This is a genomic window from Fulvivirga sp. AWR4_260 (genome assembly GCF_056158185.1).
Map to the genome: position 1 here is coordinate 567,377 of NZ_JBSWSU010000015.1, position 19,607 is coordinate 586,983.

Genomic DNA, 19,607 nt, shown 5'->3' on the forward strand with positions numbered 1-19,607 from the left:
GGTAGCCTTTTTTTTGTTTAGTAAAAGTGGTATTGCCATTTAAGTAATAGATGTGGTGTTTTTATTTTAATTCTCTTATTATTAGCATAGTAGTTTAAAACAATTTTTATGAAGTATTATTTACTAAGTTTTATTATTCTTTTAGGTGGTAAGTTATATGCTCAGGCACCTGCGGCTGTTGATGGTCGTATTTATGATGTGATAGCTTCAATATCTGCAAAAAGAATAGAGGGTGATATTAAAAAGTTAGTTTCGTTTGGCACCAGGCATACTCTGTCAGATACTACTTCAAAAAAGCGGGGGATAGGAGCAGCAAGGAGATGGATTAAAAGTGAATTTGATGCCATATCAGAAGATTGTGCAGGTTGCCTCGAGGTGAGTTTTATGAAGGATATGGTGAAGGGAGATCCCAAGAGCAGAATTAAAACTGATGTGGAGATAGTAAATGTGATGGCTATTCAGCGTGGTACTAAATACCCGAATAGATACGTGATTATGTCTGGAGATATTGATAGTAGAGTTACTGATGTAATGGATGCTAAGTCAGATGCTCCGGGAGCTAATGATAATGCCTCAGGGATGGCCGGTGTTATGGAGGCTGCACGAGTTTTAAGTAAGTATAAATTTGAGTCGAGTATTATTTACGTAGGGCTTTCTGGTGAAGAACAAGGGTTGTTTGGTGGTAAGGCTATGGCTCAATATGCCGTGGATAACCATTGGGAGGTAATCGGTATTTTGAATAATGACATGATTGGTAATATTGAAGGTGTCAATCATGTGATTGATAACAGAAGTTTTCGTATTTTCTCAGAGCCAACACCTGTTACTGAAGGTGAAAGGGCTAGGAAAATGCGCAGGTACTATGGCGGTGAGGTAGATGGGGTGTCTCGGCAGTTAGCCAGGTATATTGCTAAAATAACGAATGTGTACATGCCTGAAATGAGGCCTATGATGATTTATAGGTTAGATAGGTTTGGTAGAGGTGGACATCATAAGCCTTTCAATGATGCTGGCTTTGCAGGCGTGAGAATCATGGAGACTAATGAGAATTATACTTGGCAGCATCAGGATATTAGAACAGAAGATGGGGTGGCCTATGGAGATGTTTTAGAGCATGTGAATTTTCCGTATGCCGCCAAGCTAACAGCTGTAAATGCGATAACAATGGCGGGGGTGTCTTGGGCTCCGCCAGAACCCAAAAACGTAGAGATTGCGGGAGCGGTACAGGCGAGTACCTCCTTAAGATGGAGTAAAGTGGATGATGATAATCTTGCGGGGTATAAAATTTATTGGAGGGAAACTACTGAGGCACAATGGCAATATTCAAAATTTGTGGGTAACGTGTCTGAGTATTTGCTCGAAAATGTTGTCATAGATAATTATTTCTTTGGTGTAGCAGCAGTAAGCAAAGAGGGGGATGAAAGTGTGGTGGTATTTCCTGGTGCTGTTTATAGTAGGGGAGATCATCATTGATGCTAAGGGTCTGTTTTGTTATTTAGTTTATGGTTGGTAATAAGTTTCAATAAGCAATATTTACTATGAAAATGAAATGTCATTATTTACTCTTTTTTGTCTTCGCATTGATCGTTGTTGAAAGTAATGCGCAAAAAATAGTTACGTGTAAGATTGTTGATGAGCTAACAGGAGAGTCAGTAGATAGTGCAATGGTTTCAGTGCTTAACAGTTACGAACATACACATTCTAATCGTCTGGGCTTTTTTCAGCTAGAGGTGAAAAAAACTGATGTTTTGAAAGTGGAACATGATCAATATCAATCTAATATGATATCGGTTCCTAAAGCAGATAAGTTTACCATTCAATTAAGAGCAAAAAAGTATGCTGAGTATGCACTAGTTGCTACCAGGTTTGAGAAAGGATATAAAGATGAGGGGCGTAAAGTTGGACTTTGGAGTTACTATGATCGTCCTGATGATTTATGTATGCAATTTGATTATGATAGTAATAAGATGAAGTACATTAAGCCCGATACTTCAGCGTTGAGGTTAAATGGAGAATACGTGTATAGTTTTACAGATACACCTTCTCATTATTTAGGTTCTATGGCTCACTGGTATACTGTTTTTGTTCAGTCTTTAAGAGAGTTGCAGAATGACAAACGAGAGGAGTCTGTAGTATGGGTTTTGTTTGATGTCGATGAAGAAGGAATGATAGGTGATTTACAAGTTGTAAACGGCTTTGGTGTTGAATATGATAATAAAATTAAGCAAGCTTTTCATCAAAATACTAATGGTTGGGTGCCAGCTTTATTGCATGGTAAAGCGGTTAGGTCCAGGTTTGCTATTCCAATTGTTTATCAAAATAAAAGGGATAAGGCTGTAGAAAATATTAGTCCGCCTGTAGTGGCTCGTAGGTTGCCTACAGTATTCATTTCTTTCGCTATGTTGTCTCATGCAGTGAGGCGTAATTGAGTGATTGTGTTAAAATTTGTAACCACCTAGTTAGTAGTGGGTTGAGTGGAAGGGGGTTGTGTTTTAAGAATTATCAAAATAATAATTACTTGTTGATAATTTTTTGTTTATTAAAATTTTGTTTAAGGCATGTTTTTCAGTGTTTGATTTTGATTGTTAAATAGTGTTTATTGTAGAAATTTTAATATACCAACCTTAATAAAATATGTTAAACCAATACCTTAGAAACAGTCTCTTATTATTTTTTCTGTTTTTCACATTTACAACATATGCGCAGTTAAAAGGAGATACATATGCTGCTGCTAAATCTAAAGGAGCAGCTCATTGGGTTTTCACGTATTCAGAAGCTCCTGGTTTTGCTACAAAAGAAGATGGAAAGCTCTCAGGAATTACTTTTGATTTAATGAATGCATTTAAGTCTTATGTTGAACAACAAAAGCATATTGAAGTTGAAATTACCTACGATTATGGAGCTTCTTTAGACTTCAAAATGTTTATGAAAGAGGTGAAGGATGCGCAGGGAGGTGTTTTTGGTTTAACAAGCGCCACGATTACAGCTGAAAGAAAAAGGGTTTACAATTTTAGCCCTCCTTATATTGTTAATATCAGTATGATTTTGTCGCATAAATCAGTACCTACTTTAAATAATATAGAGGAGATTAGTTCAAAATTTGCAGGGATGACAGCGGTTACAGTTCAAAATTCCACAAATGCCAAATTATTGGAGGAGGTGAAAGCAAAATATTTTCCAGCTTTGGTTATAGAGTATGCACCTTCTACGCGTGTGGCTATGGAAACAATTGCTAAAGACCCTAAAAAATTTACTAACGTAGATTTTAGTTATTATTTTGAAGCTGTACAAAATGGTGCTGATGTAAAGCGGCATCCTGCAGGTGATACAGATACTGAGCAATTCGGTATTATAATGCCTAAAAGTAATGATTGGGCTCCTGTTTTAGAAGAGTTTATGAGTACCGATTTTTTAACAAGCACTCAGTACAAGAAAATTTTAGCAGATAACCTCGGGCCTAGCGCCATGAAGTTTTTCGAAACATTAAAGTCTAAATAATATTTAAATTTCATTAAAACCTCTTGCTTGCAAGAGGTTTATTTTTTGTATGCGGTTTCGTTTACTTTAGGTCAAGTCTGACCTTTCATTATTTTATAGCAGTAGTAGGCTTATTTACTTTTCTTTTTTAACGATAAATTTTGCATTTTTATAATGCTAAAAAGATTTAGTAACCCTCATTCCTACTATTATATGAAAAATCTTTATATCCTTATTTTCGCATTGCTGGCATTTTCTTGCCAGACTCACGTGCAAGAGGTGGTGTTGGCTCCATCTCAAACTACTAAAGAGCTAAGTCAGAACTGGAGCTTCGAAGAAGTGGATGGTGATTTAAAAGGTAAAGCTACCGTGCCAGGTACTATCCATACTGATCTTTTGGCTGAGGGCAAAATTAAGAATCCATTTTATAGGACTAATGAAAAGGATTTGCAATGGATAGATAAAAAAGACTGGGTTTACCATACCATATTTGAAATCAATGAAGCTGAGCTCGCCAATACGCATATAGAGCTTGATTTTAAGGGGCTTGACACCTATGCTGACGTTTATTTGAACGATGAACTGTTGTTTGAAGCTGATAATATGTTTCGAGAATGGAGAGTGGATGTGAAAAATGTATTGAAGAAAGGTGAAAATCAGTTGAAGATATATTTTCATTCACCTATCACAAAAGGGCTTAGTGCTTTAGAAAATTCACCATACGGTTATCCTGCGGGCAATGATCAGTCAGAAAATGGTGGAGTTGGAGATAAAAAAGTGTCTGTTTTTACTCGTAAAGCAGGGTATCATTATGGTTGGGATTGGGGGCCTCGATTCGTTACTTCAGGTATTTGGAGGCCAGTGTCTCTAAAAATGTGGAGTGAGGTTAAAATTAACGATGTCTTTATTGCTCAGCCAGAGGTGACGGCACAAAGGGCTAAATTATCGGCCGAATTATCAATTAATGCTGATGATAAAACGAAAGGACAGGTTCAATTAATAAATGAAGCTACAGGGGAGGTGTTTGTGAGTGAGCAAATTGAACTGAACAAAGGAAGTAATGAAATAAGTTTACCTTTTAGTATTGCAAAACCGAAATTATGGTGGTCGCACGGGCTAGGAGAAGCTTATTTATATGATTTTAAAGTTGTATTTCAGTCAGAGAATGGTGCTTCTGATTTATATACTATAAAGACAGGGCTTCGCAAAATTGAACTGGTGCGAGAGAAGGATGAAGATGGAGAATCATTTCTTTTTAAGTTAAATGGTGTGCCGGTTTTCATGAAAGGTGCCAATTATATACCTAATGACAACTTTTTGCCCAGAGTGGATAAACAAGAGTACGATCAGGTGATTGCCGATGCAGTAAATGCTAATATGAATATGCTGCGAATTTGGGGAGGTGGTATATATGAAGATGATTATTTCTACGACCTCTGTGATAAAAACGGAATTCTTATTTGGCAAGATTTTATGTTTGCTTGTTCTATGTATCCTTCAGATTCAGCTTTTATCGATAATATAAGAGCAGAAGCTAAAGACAATGTAGAGAGGTTGAGGAATCATCCTTCCATAGCCTTATGGTGTGGAAACAATGAAATTAATACCGCATGGCATTACGGATCAGAAGGCGGCTGGGGATGGAAAGAGCGCTATACCTCTGAGCAGCAAGAGGAATTGCAAAAAGGATATCTCAAAATTTTTCATGAGGTGCTTCCGCAAGTGGTTAAGCAATATACCGATGGTGATGACTATTGGCCATCATCTCCGCAGGCAGGTCATGATTGGCAAAAGCATGCTAGTTATGATAATACCTCTGGAGATATGCATTATTGGGGCGTATGGCACGGTCTGCATCCATTTGCTGATTTTGAAAAATATAAAGCCAGATTTATGAGTGAATACGGTTTTCAGTCTTTTCCTGACCTAGAAATAGTGGAGACTTATGCCGTAGAAGAGGATTATGATATAGAGTCTGAAGTGATGGCTGCACATCAAAGAAGTGGAATAGGAAACCTGAGAATAAAGGAATACATGAGCTGGGAGTATGATGTGCCCTCAGATTTTGATGATTTTCTGTATATGAGTCAGGTTTTGCAAGCGAAAGGAACAAAGATGGCCATCGAAGCTCACAGAAGAGCGATGCCTTACTGTATGGGAACATTGTTTTGGCAAATTAACGATTGCTGGCCCGTAGCCAGCTGGAGTAGTACTGATTACACCCATAAATGGAAGGCTATGCATTATACTGTGAAGAAATTATATCAACCGGTAATGTTAAGCCTGAAAGCAGGTAAAGATCAGCAATTGGACATATATGGTGTGTCTGATTATTTGAATGATACTACAGGTATACTGAAAATGTCGTTGATGACATTTAGTGGAGATACCATAAGTTACAAGGAAGAGAAACTGAAAATGAAAGCCAATACCAGTGAAATTATTAAGACATTGAGTATTGCTGAAATGATGACTGATCAAGATACAACGAGTACATTTTTAGCGGTTGATTTTAGCGTTAGTGACAATGTTTTGGCAGATAACATTTATTATTTTGCTACTCCTAAAAATCAGCATTTGTCACATGCTGACATTAAAATAACCTCCACCAAAAGTGCGGAGGGAGTGATTTTGCAGGTAAATAGCCCTGAATTAGCTAGAGAGGTGTATCTCAATTACCCTGGTTTAGAAGATGTGTTTTCCGACAACTATTTTGATATTATACCTAATAAGGTCTATTCAGTGGAGCTGCAAGGCGTGAAAGATTTTGATGTAGATAGGCTGACTGTGAAACAGTTGAGTGATGTTCAAAACAACTTATAGCGCATAAGAAAAGGACCCATCACTGTCTGGATGTTGCTAAAAATCATTTTGTTTTCTTACATAAAGAATTGCGGAAACTCCCTCTTTTTTCTGAATGAATAAAAAGGAAGATTTCCGCAATGTCACCCAAAAACGTTTAAATATATTTAATAATGAATTGATTTTTAATTTGTTGTGTGTCTTTTTTACCTAAAACATCAATTTGTGAAATAAATACATGTTAATATTATGTTTGGATTTGTGTCGAAAGGTACATTGTTAATGTTGGGCTATAGCATTGATTTTTAATGGATAACAGAGAAATTATAATTGAAGTAGTTACAGATTCAGTGGCTTCCTGCGTAAATGCACAGGCAGGTGGTGCTGATAGGGTAGAGCTATGTGATAACCTTTTTGAAGGAGGAACTACACCGAGTGCTGGTATGATAAAGCTGGTGCGTGATAAAGTGAGTATTGGCCTTATGGTGATGATCAGACCACGAGGTGGAGACTTCTTATATTCAGAAGATGAGTTTGAGGTGATGAAGGAAGATATAAGGATAGCCAAGTCCCTTGGTGCAGATGGAGTTGTGTTTGGGCTACTTACCTCCAAAGGGCAAATTGATAAAACCAAAACCAAAGAATTAATCGACTTGTCCAGACCATTATCGGTCACTTTTCATAGGGCTTTTGATATGGTAGCAGATCCATTTCAGGCCCTAGAAGATTTGATAGAACTTGGAGTCGACAGAATATTAACTTCAGGATTAGAACGTACAGCATTAGAAGGAGTTGACCTTTTGAAGGAATTGATAGCAAAGGCCGGTGATAAGGTTGTTATACTAGCGGGAGGTGGTATAAGGCCACATAACATCAATAAAATAGTGAAAAAAACCAGTGCTAAAGAATGCCATGTATCTGGCAGGCAAGCTGTAGAAAGCAAAATGGAGTTTAGAAATAGCAGAGTATCCATGGGAGGAGCCTTACAGCAGCCGGAATATAGCACCTCTATAGTTGATGGTGCTGTTATCCAATCTTTTAGGAAATTGTAACAAACAATACTTATGTATAAATTATCAACTTTTGTTTTAGCAATATTTCTGTTTGCTCAATGTAGTGATACAAAGCCTGAGCCAACTGCAGAAATACAAACTGCTAATTTTACCAAATATGTAGACCCTTACATTGGTACTGGCTATCATGGCCACGTATTTTTAGGTGCTAATGTGCCTTTTGGCGCAGTGCAGTTAGGCCCCACAAATATTACTCATGGTTGGGACTGGTGTTCAGGCTATCACTATAGCGATTCTACTTTAATTGGTTTTGCTCACACTCACCTTTCAGGAACGGGTATAGGTGATTTGGGAGATATTATAATATTACCTACTACGGGAGATACGAAATGGACTCGGTATAATAAAGAGAATCCTGAGGACAGTTACATGGCCTATTATTCTCATAATGATGAAAAAGTACAACCTGGATATTATAGTGTATGGATAGATAAGTATAAGGTGGAGGCAGAGCTTACAGCCACCAAAAGAGTGGGTTTTCATAAATACACTTTTAAAAATACTGATGCCCCAGCCCATGTGTTAATAGATTTGGAAAGAGGCATTGGTTGGGATGGGCCGGTGCAAACCCATATAGAGCAGGTAAATGATTCATTGGTTACAGGCTACAGATATTCTTCAGGCTGGGCTAAAGATCAGAAAATATACTTTGCTTTAGTTACCTCACAGCCCGTGACAGGCATATCCTTTTCAGATAAAGATTCATTAATTACCGGTGCGGCTGCTGATGGTAAACAGCTGAAGAGCATATTGGATTTTGGTCAACTGAAAGATGGAGAACTCCTTATGAAAGTGGCTATATCTCCAGTAAGCATACAAAATGCCTTAGAAAATATGCAAGCAGAACTGGTTCATTGGAATTTCGATGCAGTGAAAGAAGCTGCTAATGATGCTTGGAATGGAGAGCTCGCTAAGATAGATGTAACTATGGCTGACGATGATAAAATGAAAGTATTTTATACTTCTCTCTATCACTCTATGATAGCCCCTTCAATATTTCAGGATGTGAATGGAGATTACCGTGGTGCTGACGCCAAGAATTATACAGATACTACTTTTACCAATTACACTACTTATTCTCTTTGGGATACATATCGTGCAGCACATCCGTTGTTTACGCTTACACAAAGAGATAAAGTAAAGGATATGGTAAATAGCTTTTTAAAAATATATCAGCAACAAGGTAAGCTTCCTATTTGGCACCTGATGGGTAACGAAACTGATTGTATGGTAGGCTATTCGGCTATTCCTGTAATTGCAGATGCTTACTTCAAAGGCATTGATATGGATACAGAACTGGCAATGGAAGCTATGTTAGCTTCTACCACAAGAGATGATGAAGGTGTGCAGTTCTTAAAATCAGAAGGATACATACCAGCTGATAAGGAAAATGAGTCGGTAGCCAAGGCGTTAGAGTACTGTATATCTGATGCTGCTGTTGCTAGGATGGCAAAGGCTCTGGGCAAGAATGATATTTATGAGAAGTATAAAGAGAGATCGGAGTCATACAAGAAATATTTCGATAAAGAAACTCAGTTTATGCGTGGCTTAATGGCCGATGGAAGCTTTAGAACTCCTTTCAGTCCGTTTAAATCTAACCACAGAAGTGATGACTATACCGAAGGAAATGCGTGGCAATATACGTGGTTAGTGCCAGCAGATGTAGAAGGCTTAATTGCGCTTTTTGGCAGTGAAGCTGCTTTTGAAACAAAACTAGATAGTCTTTTCATGGTAGAGGGAGATATGGGCGAGCATGCATCAGCAGATATTTCTGGGCTTATTGGTCAGTATGCGCATGGTAATGAGCCTAGCCATCATATCGCATATTTATATCCATATATAGGTAAACCTGCTAAAACAGCTGAAAAGGTAAGATACATTATGGACAGTCTTTACCTCCCTAAACCAGAGGGTATTTGTGGAAATGAAGATGTTGGACAAATGTCGGCTTGGTATATCCTTTCTTCACTAGGTTTCTATGAAGTGAACCCTTTTAATGGGCAATATGTGTTAGGTAGCCCTTTAGTGAATGAGGCTCACATCCAGTTAAACAATGGCAAATCATTTAATATTAAAACCGTTAACAATAGTTCTGATAACATTTATATTCAGAAAGTAACATTGAATGGTCAAGATCAACCTAAATCATTCATCACCTATGATGAAATTCAAAAAGGAGGAGACTTGGAAATAGAAATGGGGGCTAAGCCTTCGGAAACTTGGGGAGTAAAACCTGAGGATAGACCGAAAAGTGGAGAATAAGTAATTTGATATATAGTGAAAGGAGCTCCTCAAAAGAGGGGCTTTTTTTATTGTTTTAGAGTTTATGCTCGATTGAAAAAACAAGGAGACTGTATTTAAGAAATCTATCTGTTATATTTTAACAGGAGTAAATTCTTGCCTTCACCATTCCCAAAATTTCACTACCTTTACGTTAACCCTTGCCAAATGAACCTTTTTAAAGGTCTTTCACGTAAGGGAGAATGAAAGCATGAGAAAACTATTATCCATATTCCTGGCGTCTTTGATGCTGATGGCTAGCACTGGGGTCACTCTGGCTACTCACTACTGTGGTGGGCATGCGATGAGCTCAGAGGTGATGCTTGGGCAGCACGAACTGGGCTGTGGTATGCAAATGGATAAGAAATGCTCAGAGCCATCATCTTTAGAAACCATTAGTAAGCCCATCAAAAAATGCTGCGATAATGAATATCAGACCGTGAGTGCTGATGATTCTGTTATATCTAAAGTGGCCATTGATGGTATTAACCTGCAGTTTTTGGTTGCTTTTTCTTATACCTATTTTAACCTACAGCCGGTAGATGCCGATGTAGAGTATCCTCAAACCATTGATCCCCCTCCGTTGCTGGATCAGGATTTACATATCCTGAATCAGTCGTTTCTTTTATAAATACATGATGTAGATAGGCTTGTAAAAGCCTGCAGGAATGGCATGCGCTTTAATCAATGCTGCCCATCCAGCAAATTAGTTGATAGATCTCTTTGATCTCATTCTTGTCTTATATGACACTATATCATGTTGAATAAAATTATTAAATACTTCTTAGAAAATAAGCTGGTCACTTATCTGCTGCTTCTGGCGCTCATCGTATGGGGTATCGTTACGGCACCTTTTGGCTGGGATATTGGCTTGCCCCGCGATCCTGTTCCGGTAGATGCCATCCCAGATTTAGGTGAAAACCAGCAAATAGTTTATACAGAATGGAAAGGTCGCTCTCCTCAGGATATTGAAGATCAGATCACCTATCCGCTCACCACCGCCCTTCTGGGTATTCCGGGGGTTAAGACCATCCGTAGCAACTCTGTTTTTGGCTTCTCCAGCATTTACATCATTTTTGATGAGGAGCTTGAGTTTTATTGGAGCCGAACAAGAATACTGGAAAAACTGAATTCACTGCCGGCCGGAACGCTACCAGAAGCGACTACACCTGCTTTAGGGCCAGATGCTACGTCTCTTGGTCAGATCTACTGGTACACGCTTGAAGGTCGTGATCCGAAAACGGGTAAACCAACGGGAGGTTGGGATCCGCAAGAGCTGAGAACACTGCAAGACTTCTTTGTGAAGTACGGTCTTACCTCGGCTAGTGGAGTGGCAGAGGTAGCTTCCGTTGGTGGCTATGTGAAAGAGTATCAGGTAGATATTGATCCGGATGCCATGAAAGCTAGCAAGGTGAGCGTGGCCCAGATCATGCAGGCCGTAAAAAAGAGCAACCTCGACATAGGAGCTCGTACCATTGAATTTAACAAAGCCGAATACCTGGTTCGAGGTTTGGGCTACATTAAAAATCTGGACGATCTCAAGGAAAGCGTTGTCACAGTTCGTGATAATGTGCCGATCAGAATTCAGGATGTGGCTCATGTTTCTTTTGGCCCTGCTCCAAGGCGTGGCGGACTGGATAAAGGTGGCGCTGAGGCTGTGGGAGGCGTGATAGTTGCCAGATATGGTGCTAATCCGATGGAAGTCATCAATAACGTGAAAGCCAAAATTGATGAGATCAGTTCCGGTTTGCCGCAAAAAACACTTGAAGATGGCACCATTTCCAAGGTCACCATCGTGCCGTTCTATGACCGTTCAGGGTTGATTCATGAGACATTAGGAACGCTGGAATCTGCTTTATCTCATGAAATTCTGATCAGTATTTTGGTGGTAATTGTTTTGGTGATGAACCTACGGGCTTCCATCCTTATTTCCAGCTTGCTACCCATTGGTGTTCTGATCACTTTCATTAGCATGAGGTACTTCGGCATAGATGCCAATGTGGTGGCGCTATCAGGTATTGCCATAGCCATCGGGGTTATGGTGGATGTTGGGATTGTGTTTGTTGAGAATATCGTAAGACATCTGGAATTGCCTGAAAATGAAGAAGTAAAAGGAAATCGGCTGCAAAAAGTAGTGTATGAAGGGGCAAAGGAAGTGGCACCAGCTATTATGACGGCCTTGGCTACTACTGTAGTGAGCTTCATCCCTGTTTTTGCTATGGAAGATGCTGAAGGCAAGCTCTTTAGACCGTTAGCCTTTACCAAAACCTTTGCTATTCTTTCTTCTTTGGCTTTGGGAATCATTGTAATTCCGGCATTGGCACAATTAGTATTTTCCATTCGGATCGATAAAAATAGATCACGAAAGATCTGGGGAGTGCTTTTAATTATTGCTGGCGTAGTGCTTTCTTTAGTATTTGGTGAGTGGATGGCCTTACTACTATCACTATTTGGAGTAGTTGCGCTTACTCATGATTATTGGGTACAGCGAAATTCACACTTACCTAGCTGGATTAATATCGGCCTTTCTGTGCTCATTGTGGTGTTCTTCCTTACCCAGGAATGGATGCCGCTAGGACCGCAGAATAGCTTGATCATTAACTTCCTTTTTGTGGTAATCTTGGTCGGTGGAATTCTAGGTCTTCTTTTATCGGTTGTACATTTCTACCCTAGAATTTTGCCTTGGTGTCTTGATAATAAATGGACATTCTTAACCATACCTATCATTAGTATCTTGTTTGGAATACTCGTTTGGCAAGGCTTTAATAAGGTGTTTGGCTTTGCAGCCAATGGTGCAGAAAAAATAGGTTGGGAGGTTAGAGATAGTGGAGCCTGGCAATCCATAACCGATGCTTTTCCGGGAGTAGGGAAGGAGTTTATGCCCACGTTAGATGAAGGTTCGTTTCTTTTAATGCCTAGCACTATGCCTCATACAGGTGTAGAGCAAAATGTGGCGGTAATCAGGCAGCTGGATATGCGAGTTAATGCTATTCCAGAGGTGGAGTCCGTGGTGGGTAAATGGGGTCGAACCAATAGCGCTTTAGACCCGGCACCGGTTTCCATGTTTGAAAACATCATTAACTATAAACCAGAATATATACTGGATGAAGAAGGTCATAGAAAGCGCTTTAAAGTCAATAAAGATGATCAATTTGAACTGAGTGATGGCAGCTATTTCGATCCTAAGGCTGGCAGTCTGAGTACGTTTGACGCCAAATCTCTAGTGGAGGATCCCAATGGTGAATACTTTCGGCAGTGGCGGCCGGAAATTCAATCGCCTGATGATATTTGGCAGCAGATAGTCGCTCAGTCGGACTATCCAGGGCTTACTTCGGCTCCCAAGTTGCAGCCCATTCAAACCAGACTGGTGATGTTGCAAACCGGCATGCGTGCTCCCATGGGCATAAAAGTGTATGGCCCGGATTTGAAAACCATTGAGAAAGTGGGCTTTGAACTGGAGAAGATTCTAAAAGAAGTACCCAGCATCGATGGGCCTACAGTTTTCGCTGATCGGGTAGTAGGCAAACCATATCTAAATATTGATATTGACCGAGAGGCTATTGCCAGATATGGACTTACCATTCAGGATGTACAGAGCTATATCAGTGGCACTGTTGGCGGCATGGAGCAAACCTCAACCGTGGAGGGCAGAGAACGATTTGCTGTCCGTGTGAGGTACGCAAGGGAGTATCGGGATAGTCCGCAGACGGTGAAGGATATTTTAATTCCTACTTCGTCCGGAGCTCAGATTCCTTTGGGGCAGCTCGCTACTATCGAATACACACAAGGACCACAAAATGTAAAAAGCGAGAATACCTTTCTGGTGAGCTATGTGATTTTTGATATGAAGGAAGGTTTTGCTGAAGTAGATGTGGTGGAGGCAGCCCAGGCAGCCATTCACCAAAAAATAGATGATGGAAGCTTAATTATACCTGCAGGCGTTAGTTACCAGTTTACCGGTAATTATGAAAATCAGGTTCGAGCCACTAAAAGGCTACTGATTGTAGTGCCTTTATCGCTCATCATCATTTTTCTGATCTTGTATTTTCAGTTCAAATCCGTAACCATGTCGGCCATGGTGTTCTCAGGAATATTCGTGGCCTTCTCTGGAGGGTTTTTAATGATATGGCTTTATGGACAAGATTGGTTCCTGAATTTTTCTGTGGCCGAAACCAACCTACGGGATCTATTTCAGATGCATACCATTAACCTCAGTGTTGCGGTTTGGGTAGGATTTATTGCCTTGTTTGGTATTGCTACCGATGATGGTGTGATCATGGGAACTTACCTCACACAGACTTTTGAAAAGGAAAAGCCATCTACTAAAAAGGAGGTTCGAAAAGCTGTATTGCACGCAGGAATGATGCGTGTGAGACCAGCCATGATGACCGCGGCCACGGCCATTATAGCTCTTCTCCCAGTGCTTTCATCCACAGGAAAGGGTTCGGATATTATGGTGCCCATGGCCATTCCCGCCTTTGGAGGCATGCTCCTTCAGGTGATGACCATGTTTGTAGTACCAGTGCTGTACAGCATGTGGCAAGAAAGGAGGGTGGAGAAATGAGTAAGTTAAAATTTTACATTAAAATGAAAGATAATTTTGGCCTTAAGCAAAATCCGTTAAGAAATTATTGGACCAGAGCGAAAAGAAAATTTTCCTGTTTGAGCGTGTCTGGTAAGACACGTGAGTTTGAAAATTTTCCGCGGAGGTACGATAATTTTAGGAGTTTTGCTTACAGCCTTGATTTTTTGATCCTTTTTGATCAAGCAAAGAGAATAGGAATGATGTGGTTATTCCTAACGCTAAGTTTTACCTCATACGGTCAGTTAAATGAATACCTAAAAGAGGCCGCTGATAATAACCCAATGCTCCAGGCACAGTTTCATCGGTATTATGCTGACTTGCAGAAGGTGCCTCAGGTTGGAGCATTGCCAGACCCAAAGGCTAGTCTTAGTTATGCCATTTTACCCACTGAAACCAGAGTAGGAGAGCGGGTTTTAGGACTTGAACTGTCGCAGTCATTCCCTTGGTTTGGAACGCTGGCAGCGAAAAGGGATGCCGCTTCTCAGCAGGCAGAAGTGAGCTATCAGGAATTTTTAAAGACGAAAAATGAGCTTTTTTATCAGGTTAAATTGGCTTATTATCAGATATATATCACCCAAAAAAGTATAGCTACTACTGAGAAGTACTTGGGAATTCTGGATAGGGATGAACAAGTAAGTCTTGGTAGAATTGAAGGGGGAGAAGGCTCTATGGTGGATGTGCTGCAGGTGCAGATGGAAAATAAGGAGCGAGTGGCTCAACTGGAGGCTCTAAAAGATCAGCTACAAACGCAAACGGCTCAGTTCAATGTGTTGCTAAGTAGACCTATTCGTGAAGAGGTGCATATGCAAGATAGCCTCCAAACCTTATCTCTGCCTGTGGATGATCAGATGTTGCTGGATAGCGTGCTATTGAAAAATCCTGAGTTAAACGCTCTATATCAGCGGAATGCAGTATTGGAAAGCCAGAAAAATATCGTAGTGAAGGAAGGTCAGCCTTCTTTTGGAGTAGGAGTTAATTATGGCTTGGTAACGCCACGCACCGATATGGATGTGCCACAAAACGGTCAGGATATTCTTATGCCAATGGCTACGGTGAGTATTCCTTTGTATCGTAAAAAATATAAAGCGAAGATTAGTGAGGTGGATTATATGCAGCAAAGTTTGCAGCAGCAGATTGAGCAAAAGAAAAATTCATTGGAGGCTCAGATGATCCAGGCTATTAACCAGTACAAAGATGCCGAGCGTAAGCGCAAACTTTATGATGAGCTGTTGATCCAATCGCGGCAAGCATCTAATATTATTACTCAGGCTTATGCGGGAGGAGATGGTAGTTATGAAAAAGTGCTGGATATAGAACAGCAGATGCTACGCTATGAGCTGGCTTCAGAGCAGGCCAAGGCTAACGTTCACATTGCGATAGCATTACTTGAAAAATTATGGGCAAAAAACATTGATACTGATCATGAAACTAAATAAATCAACAATACTATTGATGCTGGCCGCCCTGACAGTAGGGGTGTTGCTTGGAAGTTTCTTCTTCGGAGGAAAGGATGACGAGCATCAGCATGCAGAAAATGAGGCTTCTGAAGAATCTACAGTATGGACTTGCTCCATGCATCCTCAAATTCGACAAGAAAAGCCCGGTAAGTGCCCTATTTGCGGTATGGAATTGATTCCGTTAAGCGATAGCAAAGGTAAGCTGGTTAGCAATGATGCCCTCCAAATGAGTGAGTCAGCAGCAGCTTTGGCAGATGTTCAGACTATTGTAGTGGGGGCAGGAACAGCGGTTTCTAAAAACCTTCAGCTCAGTGGAAAAATTGAGGCAGATGAAAGGAATATTTCTCTTATCTCAGCCCATTTTAATGGTAGAATAGAGAAGTTAAATGTGAATTTTACTGGTGAAAAAGTGAAAAGAGGGCAAGTATTAGCAACTGTGTATTCTCCTGAATTTGTAATGGCGCAGCAAGAGCTTTTGGAAGCTTCTAAAAACAAAGATTCTTATCCCGAACTCTATAATGCAGTTAGGAATAAGCTGAAGAACTTTCAGTTGGCTGAGAGTGAAATTGATAAAATTGAATCAGAAGGTAAGGTGAGTATGGCTTTACCATTGAGATCTCGATTTGATGGTGTAGTTCAAAAACTATACGCTTCTTCTGGTAAGCATGTAAAAAAAGGAGAACCCTTGTTTGAAGTTGTAGACTTGAGCAAACTTTGGGTGGTGTTAGATGCCTATGAGCAGGATCTGAGTCGCATTTCAAATGGTGATTTAATGACTTTTACCGTATCCTCATTGCCTGGAGAAAACTTTAAAGCGAAGGTGACATTCATTGATCCCTTTATCGACCCGTCAAATCGTGTTGCAGGTATTAGAGCTGAAGTGATTAACGACAAAGGGAAATTAAAACCAGAAATGTTTGTCAGAGCAGCTATTAAAAATGATGATCAATCAACTAGTAGTGAGGTGATTACTGTTCCTCAGTCAGCAGTTCTTTGGACAGGAAAACGCTCTTTGGTATATGTGAAGCTGGATAACTACGATCAGCCCACTTTCGAATATCGAGTGGTGACTTTAGGAGCAGAAAAAGGAGATCAGTATGTGATTGAAAGTGGATTGAAAGCAGGAGAAAGGGTAGTGGTAAACGGCACCTTTAGCATAGATGCCGCAGCTCAGCTGGCAGGTAAACCCAGCATGATGAACCCAAAGGAAGCTGGCAAGCAAATCAATATCTCTGATGAGGGCAAAAGTGCTCTAAAACCAGTTATCAATAAATATCTCTTATTAAAAGATGCCCTGGTAAATGATAATTTCAATGAAGGAAAATCACAGGCAGGTGAATTATTGACAGCTTTAAAGGCCGTAAACATGGAAGTGTTTATTGGAGATGCTCATATGCTGTGGATGAAGCAAGTTAAAACCCTCAAAGAGGCCGCAGCACTAATTTCTGACAGCAAAGATATTGGGGCAGCAAGAACAAGTTTTATATCGCTTTCAGAAAACATGATAGCCTTGGTTCAGGGAATGAACCCTTCGGCATCTACACTTTATGTGCAACACTGCCCCATGGCAGATAATAACAAAGGGGCAGATTGGCTGAGCAGCGAAAAAGAAGTAAAAAATCCATATTTCGGGTCATCTATGCTCACCTGCGGAGAAGTAACAAAGGTGATAGAATAGTTTCGATTCGTAAGGATACGAACTGAGGCTGTTGAATCTGCGATACTGTTTATGCTTGCATAAACGGTAAGCAAAAAAATAAAAGTTTGCTGTCTGAGCGCAGCGAGTTTCAAACTTTTAAGATTTTTTGCATACTTTTTTATCGAATGAAAAATGCATGGGATCGTCCGGCCATAGGACAGGCTAATGATGTAGAGAATACTGTTTGTGAAGACACAAACATTGCTTATAAAAGAAAGTATTAACAATTGAATTAAAATAAAACAAGAATATGAACACTATGAAATCAATATCAACACTATTCGTGGCCGCTATTATTGCTCTATCAATAACAGCTTGTGGTGACACTAAAAAAGAAGAAAACACAGAAGAAACTGAAGTAGTAACTGAAGCTACAGAAACACCTGTGGAAGAAAGTGAAGCAGGAGTTATGTCTCAAGAAGATGCTAAAGCTGTATTAGCCTCATATTTTAAAGTAAAGAATGCATTAGTAAAGACCAATGCAGAAGAAGCTAGCAGTGCAGCAGCTGAAATAGCCAATACGCTAAAAGCTAATGATGCCAGCACAGCAGAGACATTATATGCCGATGCTCAGAATATTGCTAACGTAAAAGATGTAGAAACACAGCGCAAATATTTCAACGAGCTATCGGAGCATGTATACACCTTGGTGAAATCTACTAAAGCTAATGATTCTACTGTTTACAGACAGTTTTGTCCAATGGCTTTTAATAACGAGGGAGCTTATTGGTTAAGCATGGAAGAAGAGGTGAACAACCCTTACTTTGGAGATAAAATGCTTCGCTGTGGTAAAGTAGACGAGACTATTAATTAATAAGTATCTGGTAGTTGATTTTCTAGATATTTAAAAAATGACAAGTAATTCTGAATGATGATTTCGCTGAAATTGTTATTCAGAATTTTAATCTCGAAATACTGATTGTCTGCAATGCCTGTATAGTATATCTGATTCATATTTATTGAAGTTGGATATTCTTTAACTAGTTGAGACAAGGAGATGTAGCTTTTGTGCAGTGGTCTTTCTTTTTCATTTTCATCTTTCTTTTTTTTGTATTTTAATATCCTTGCAGAATTATGAGCAATAGCATTTCTAAGTTCTTTTATTTTCATAATAAACTGCCATTCCTGCTTTGTGCCAATTTCTAAAGTGTAATTCTTTTGTATAAAGGATTTGCAATGATCAATTGTTAGGAAGTGATCATTTTCTTTTAATAATTCAGCTAGTTTTTTAGTTAAATGATTTCCATTATTATCATAATGAATACAAATAGAGATGAGAAAATCTTCAAATACTGAATGAGCAAGTAATACAATCATCATTTTGATATTATTAGGGAATACCTTTTCTAAATTATTCATTTCTTGAATATGGTTATCAATTTCATTTTCAAATTCAATTTCATCCTTATCAATTGGCTCTTCTTTTTGAGATAAGCGCTCTTTTTCTTTAATGAATGAATCTTGTGAATATTCATTATGTTTTCTAAGATCTTCTAACTTTGAATATATTGTTGAGAATATTGAGTACGGGCCAACCATTGGATCTTGTATCATAGTTTATTATTATTTCCTGAATATAATTTAATGATTTTTTTAATGGGTTATAGGTCTTAAAGAAGCTTTTTAAAACAATAATTCTATCCAACCAATATGAAAATAATTCACCAGAATGGTTCCGAAACTTATGCATTACATGAGGAATTCCAAGCTTCACTTTTCCAGCCTATATCCAAGTATGTGGAGTGGAAGCTGAGGAATGACTGGGATGATTATAACGAATTGTATCATGCTATTCATTTCATCGAAAGCATAAAGAAGAAGCCTGACGTTTGGTTCCATATTCATACTATTGAAAGAGGAGGTGAAATCATTGGCGTACTCACCGTAGTGGGAGGGGAAATCAAGGAGGTAGAAAAGCATTTGCCACAGGAAGAGGAAAAGACGGTCCTGCTAAAATATTTTCACATAGCCGACAAAGGAAAGGGATATGGAGGTTATTGGTTGAACCATGTTTTGATTCCTTACTATGCTGATCTTGGATTTGAATATATTCAGGTGGGGAGCAGTCACCCTAAATCTTTTTCTTTTTATGGTAAGTTGGGGTCGGAGATCAGTTCTTCAGAAAAGGATAGTGATAATCATTTATTTCAAAGGCAGGTGAAGGCCTTTTTGATTCCGATAGCAAATGCCTAGCGGCATAGCCGTGGAGGTTATCTTACCACTGAAATTTTCGG

At 39.4% G+C, this 19,607-nt stretch carries 13 protein-coding genes; 12 read left to right on the forward strand and 1 reads right to left on the reverse strand.

Going from position 1 to position 19,607, the window contains the following annotated elements; translation table 11 throughout:
• Positions 1–108: 108 nt before the first annotated feature.
• The 11 genes from ACXACQ_RS08905 (at position 109) to ACXACQ_RS08955 (ending at position 18,187) form a co-directional block, all read left to right on the forward strand.
• Positions 109–1,473, forward strand: coding sequence for a M28 family metallopeptidase (locus ACXACQ_RS08905; RefSeq protein ID WP_474975584.1), 1,365 nt, complete (start codon positions 109–111; stop codon positions 1,471–1,473).
• Between the two features lie 65 nt (positions 1,474–1,538).
• The gene (locus ACXACQ_RS08910) at positions 1,539–2,429 is read left to right on the forward strand and encodes an energy transducer TonB (protein ID WP_474975585.1); all 891 of its coding nucleotides are present in this window, start codon (positions 1,539–1,541) and stop codon (positions 2,427–2,429) included.
• A gap of 205 nt (positions 2,430–2,634) precedes the next feature.
• Positions 2,635–3,498: a substrate-binding periplasmic protein gene (locus tag ACXACQ_RS08915; protein WP_474975586.1), complete on the forward strand. Its 864-nt coding sequence runs from the start codon at positions 2,635–2,637 to the stop codon at positions 3,496–3,498.
• A 192-nt stretch (positions 3,499–3,690) separates the two neighbouring features.
• Positions 3,691–6,300 carry a beta-mannosidase gene (locus tag ACXACQ_RS08920; RefSeq protein WP_474975587.1) on the forward strand — a complete coding sequence of 870 codons (2,610 nt, stop codon included), beginning with the start codon at positions 3,691–3,693 and terminating at the stop codon, positions 6,298–6,300.
• Between the two features lie 287 nt (positions 6,301–6,587).
• A complete protein-coding gene (locus ACXACQ_RS08925; protein ID WP_474975588.1) occupies positions 6,588–7,331 on the forward strand; it encodes a copper homeostasis protein CutC in 744 nt (247 codons plus the stop codon).
• 12 nt (positions 7,332–7,343) lie between these two features.
• Complete coding sequence (locus ACXACQ_RS08930; RefSeq protein ID WP_474975589.1) at positions 7,344–9,614, forward strand: GH92 family glycosyl hydrolase; 2,271 nt, start codon at positions 7,344–7,346, stop codon at positions 9,612–9,614.
• Positions 9,615–9,843: 229 nt separating this feature from the next.
• Positions 9,844–10,263, forward strand: a complete 420-nt coding sequence (locus ACXACQ_RS08935; protein ID WP_474975590.1) for an HYC_CC_PP family protein — start codon at positions 9,844–9,846, stop codon at positions 10,261–10,263.
• A 126-nt stretch (positions 10,264–10,389) separates the two neighbouring features.
• Positions 10,390–14,196 carry an efflux RND transporter permease subunit gene (locus tag ACXACQ_RS08940; RefSeq protein WP_474975591.1) on the forward strand — a complete coding sequence of 1,269 codons (3,807 nt, stop codon included), beginning with the start codon at positions 10,390–10,392 and terminating at the stop codon, positions 14,194–14,196.
• A 23-nt stretch (positions 14,197–14,219) separates the two neighbouring features.
• Positions 14,220–15,653 carry a TolC family protein gene (locus ACXACQ_RS08945; RefSeq protein ID WP_474975592.1) on the forward strand — a complete coding sequence of 478 codons (1,434 nt, stop codon included), beginning with the start codon at positions 14,220–14,222 and terminating at the stop codon, positions 15,651–15,653.
• A complete protein-coding gene (locus ACXACQ_RS08950) occupies positions 15,640–17,352 on the forward strand; it encodes an efflux RND transporter periplasmic adaptor subunit (protein ID WP_474975593.1) in 1,713 nt (570 codons plus the stop codon). The genes ACXACQ_RS08945 and ACXACQ_RS08950 overlap by 14 nt, the downstream gene beginning before the upstream one ends.
• 280 nt (positions 17,353–17,632) lie before the next feature.
• Positions 17,633–18,187, forward strand: coding sequence for a DUF3347 domain-containing protein (locus ACXACQ_RS08955; RefSeq protein WP_474975594.1), 555 nt, complete (start codon positions 17,633–17,635; stop codon positions 18,185–18,187).
• Here the strand turns inward: ACXACQ_RS08955 and ACXACQ_RS08960 are convergent.
• Positions 18,184–18,927, reverse strand: a complete 744-nt coding sequence (locus ACXACQ_RS08960; protein ID WP_474975595.1) for a hypothetical protein — start codon at positions 18,925–18,927, stop codon at positions 18,184–18,186. The genes ACXACQ_RS08955 and ACXACQ_RS08960 overlap by 4 nt on opposite strands.
• A gap of 96 nt (positions 18,928–19,023) precedes the next feature.
• Between ACXACQ_RS08960 and ACXACQ_RS08965 the strand changes: the two genes are divergently transcribed.
• On the forward strand, positions 19,024–19,566 hold the full coding sequence (locus tag ACXACQ_RS08965) for a hypothetical protein (RefSeq protein WP_474975596.1): 543 nt from the start codon (positions 19,024–19,026) through the stop codon (positions 19,564–19,566).
• Positions 19,567–19,607: the final 41 nt, after the last annotated feature.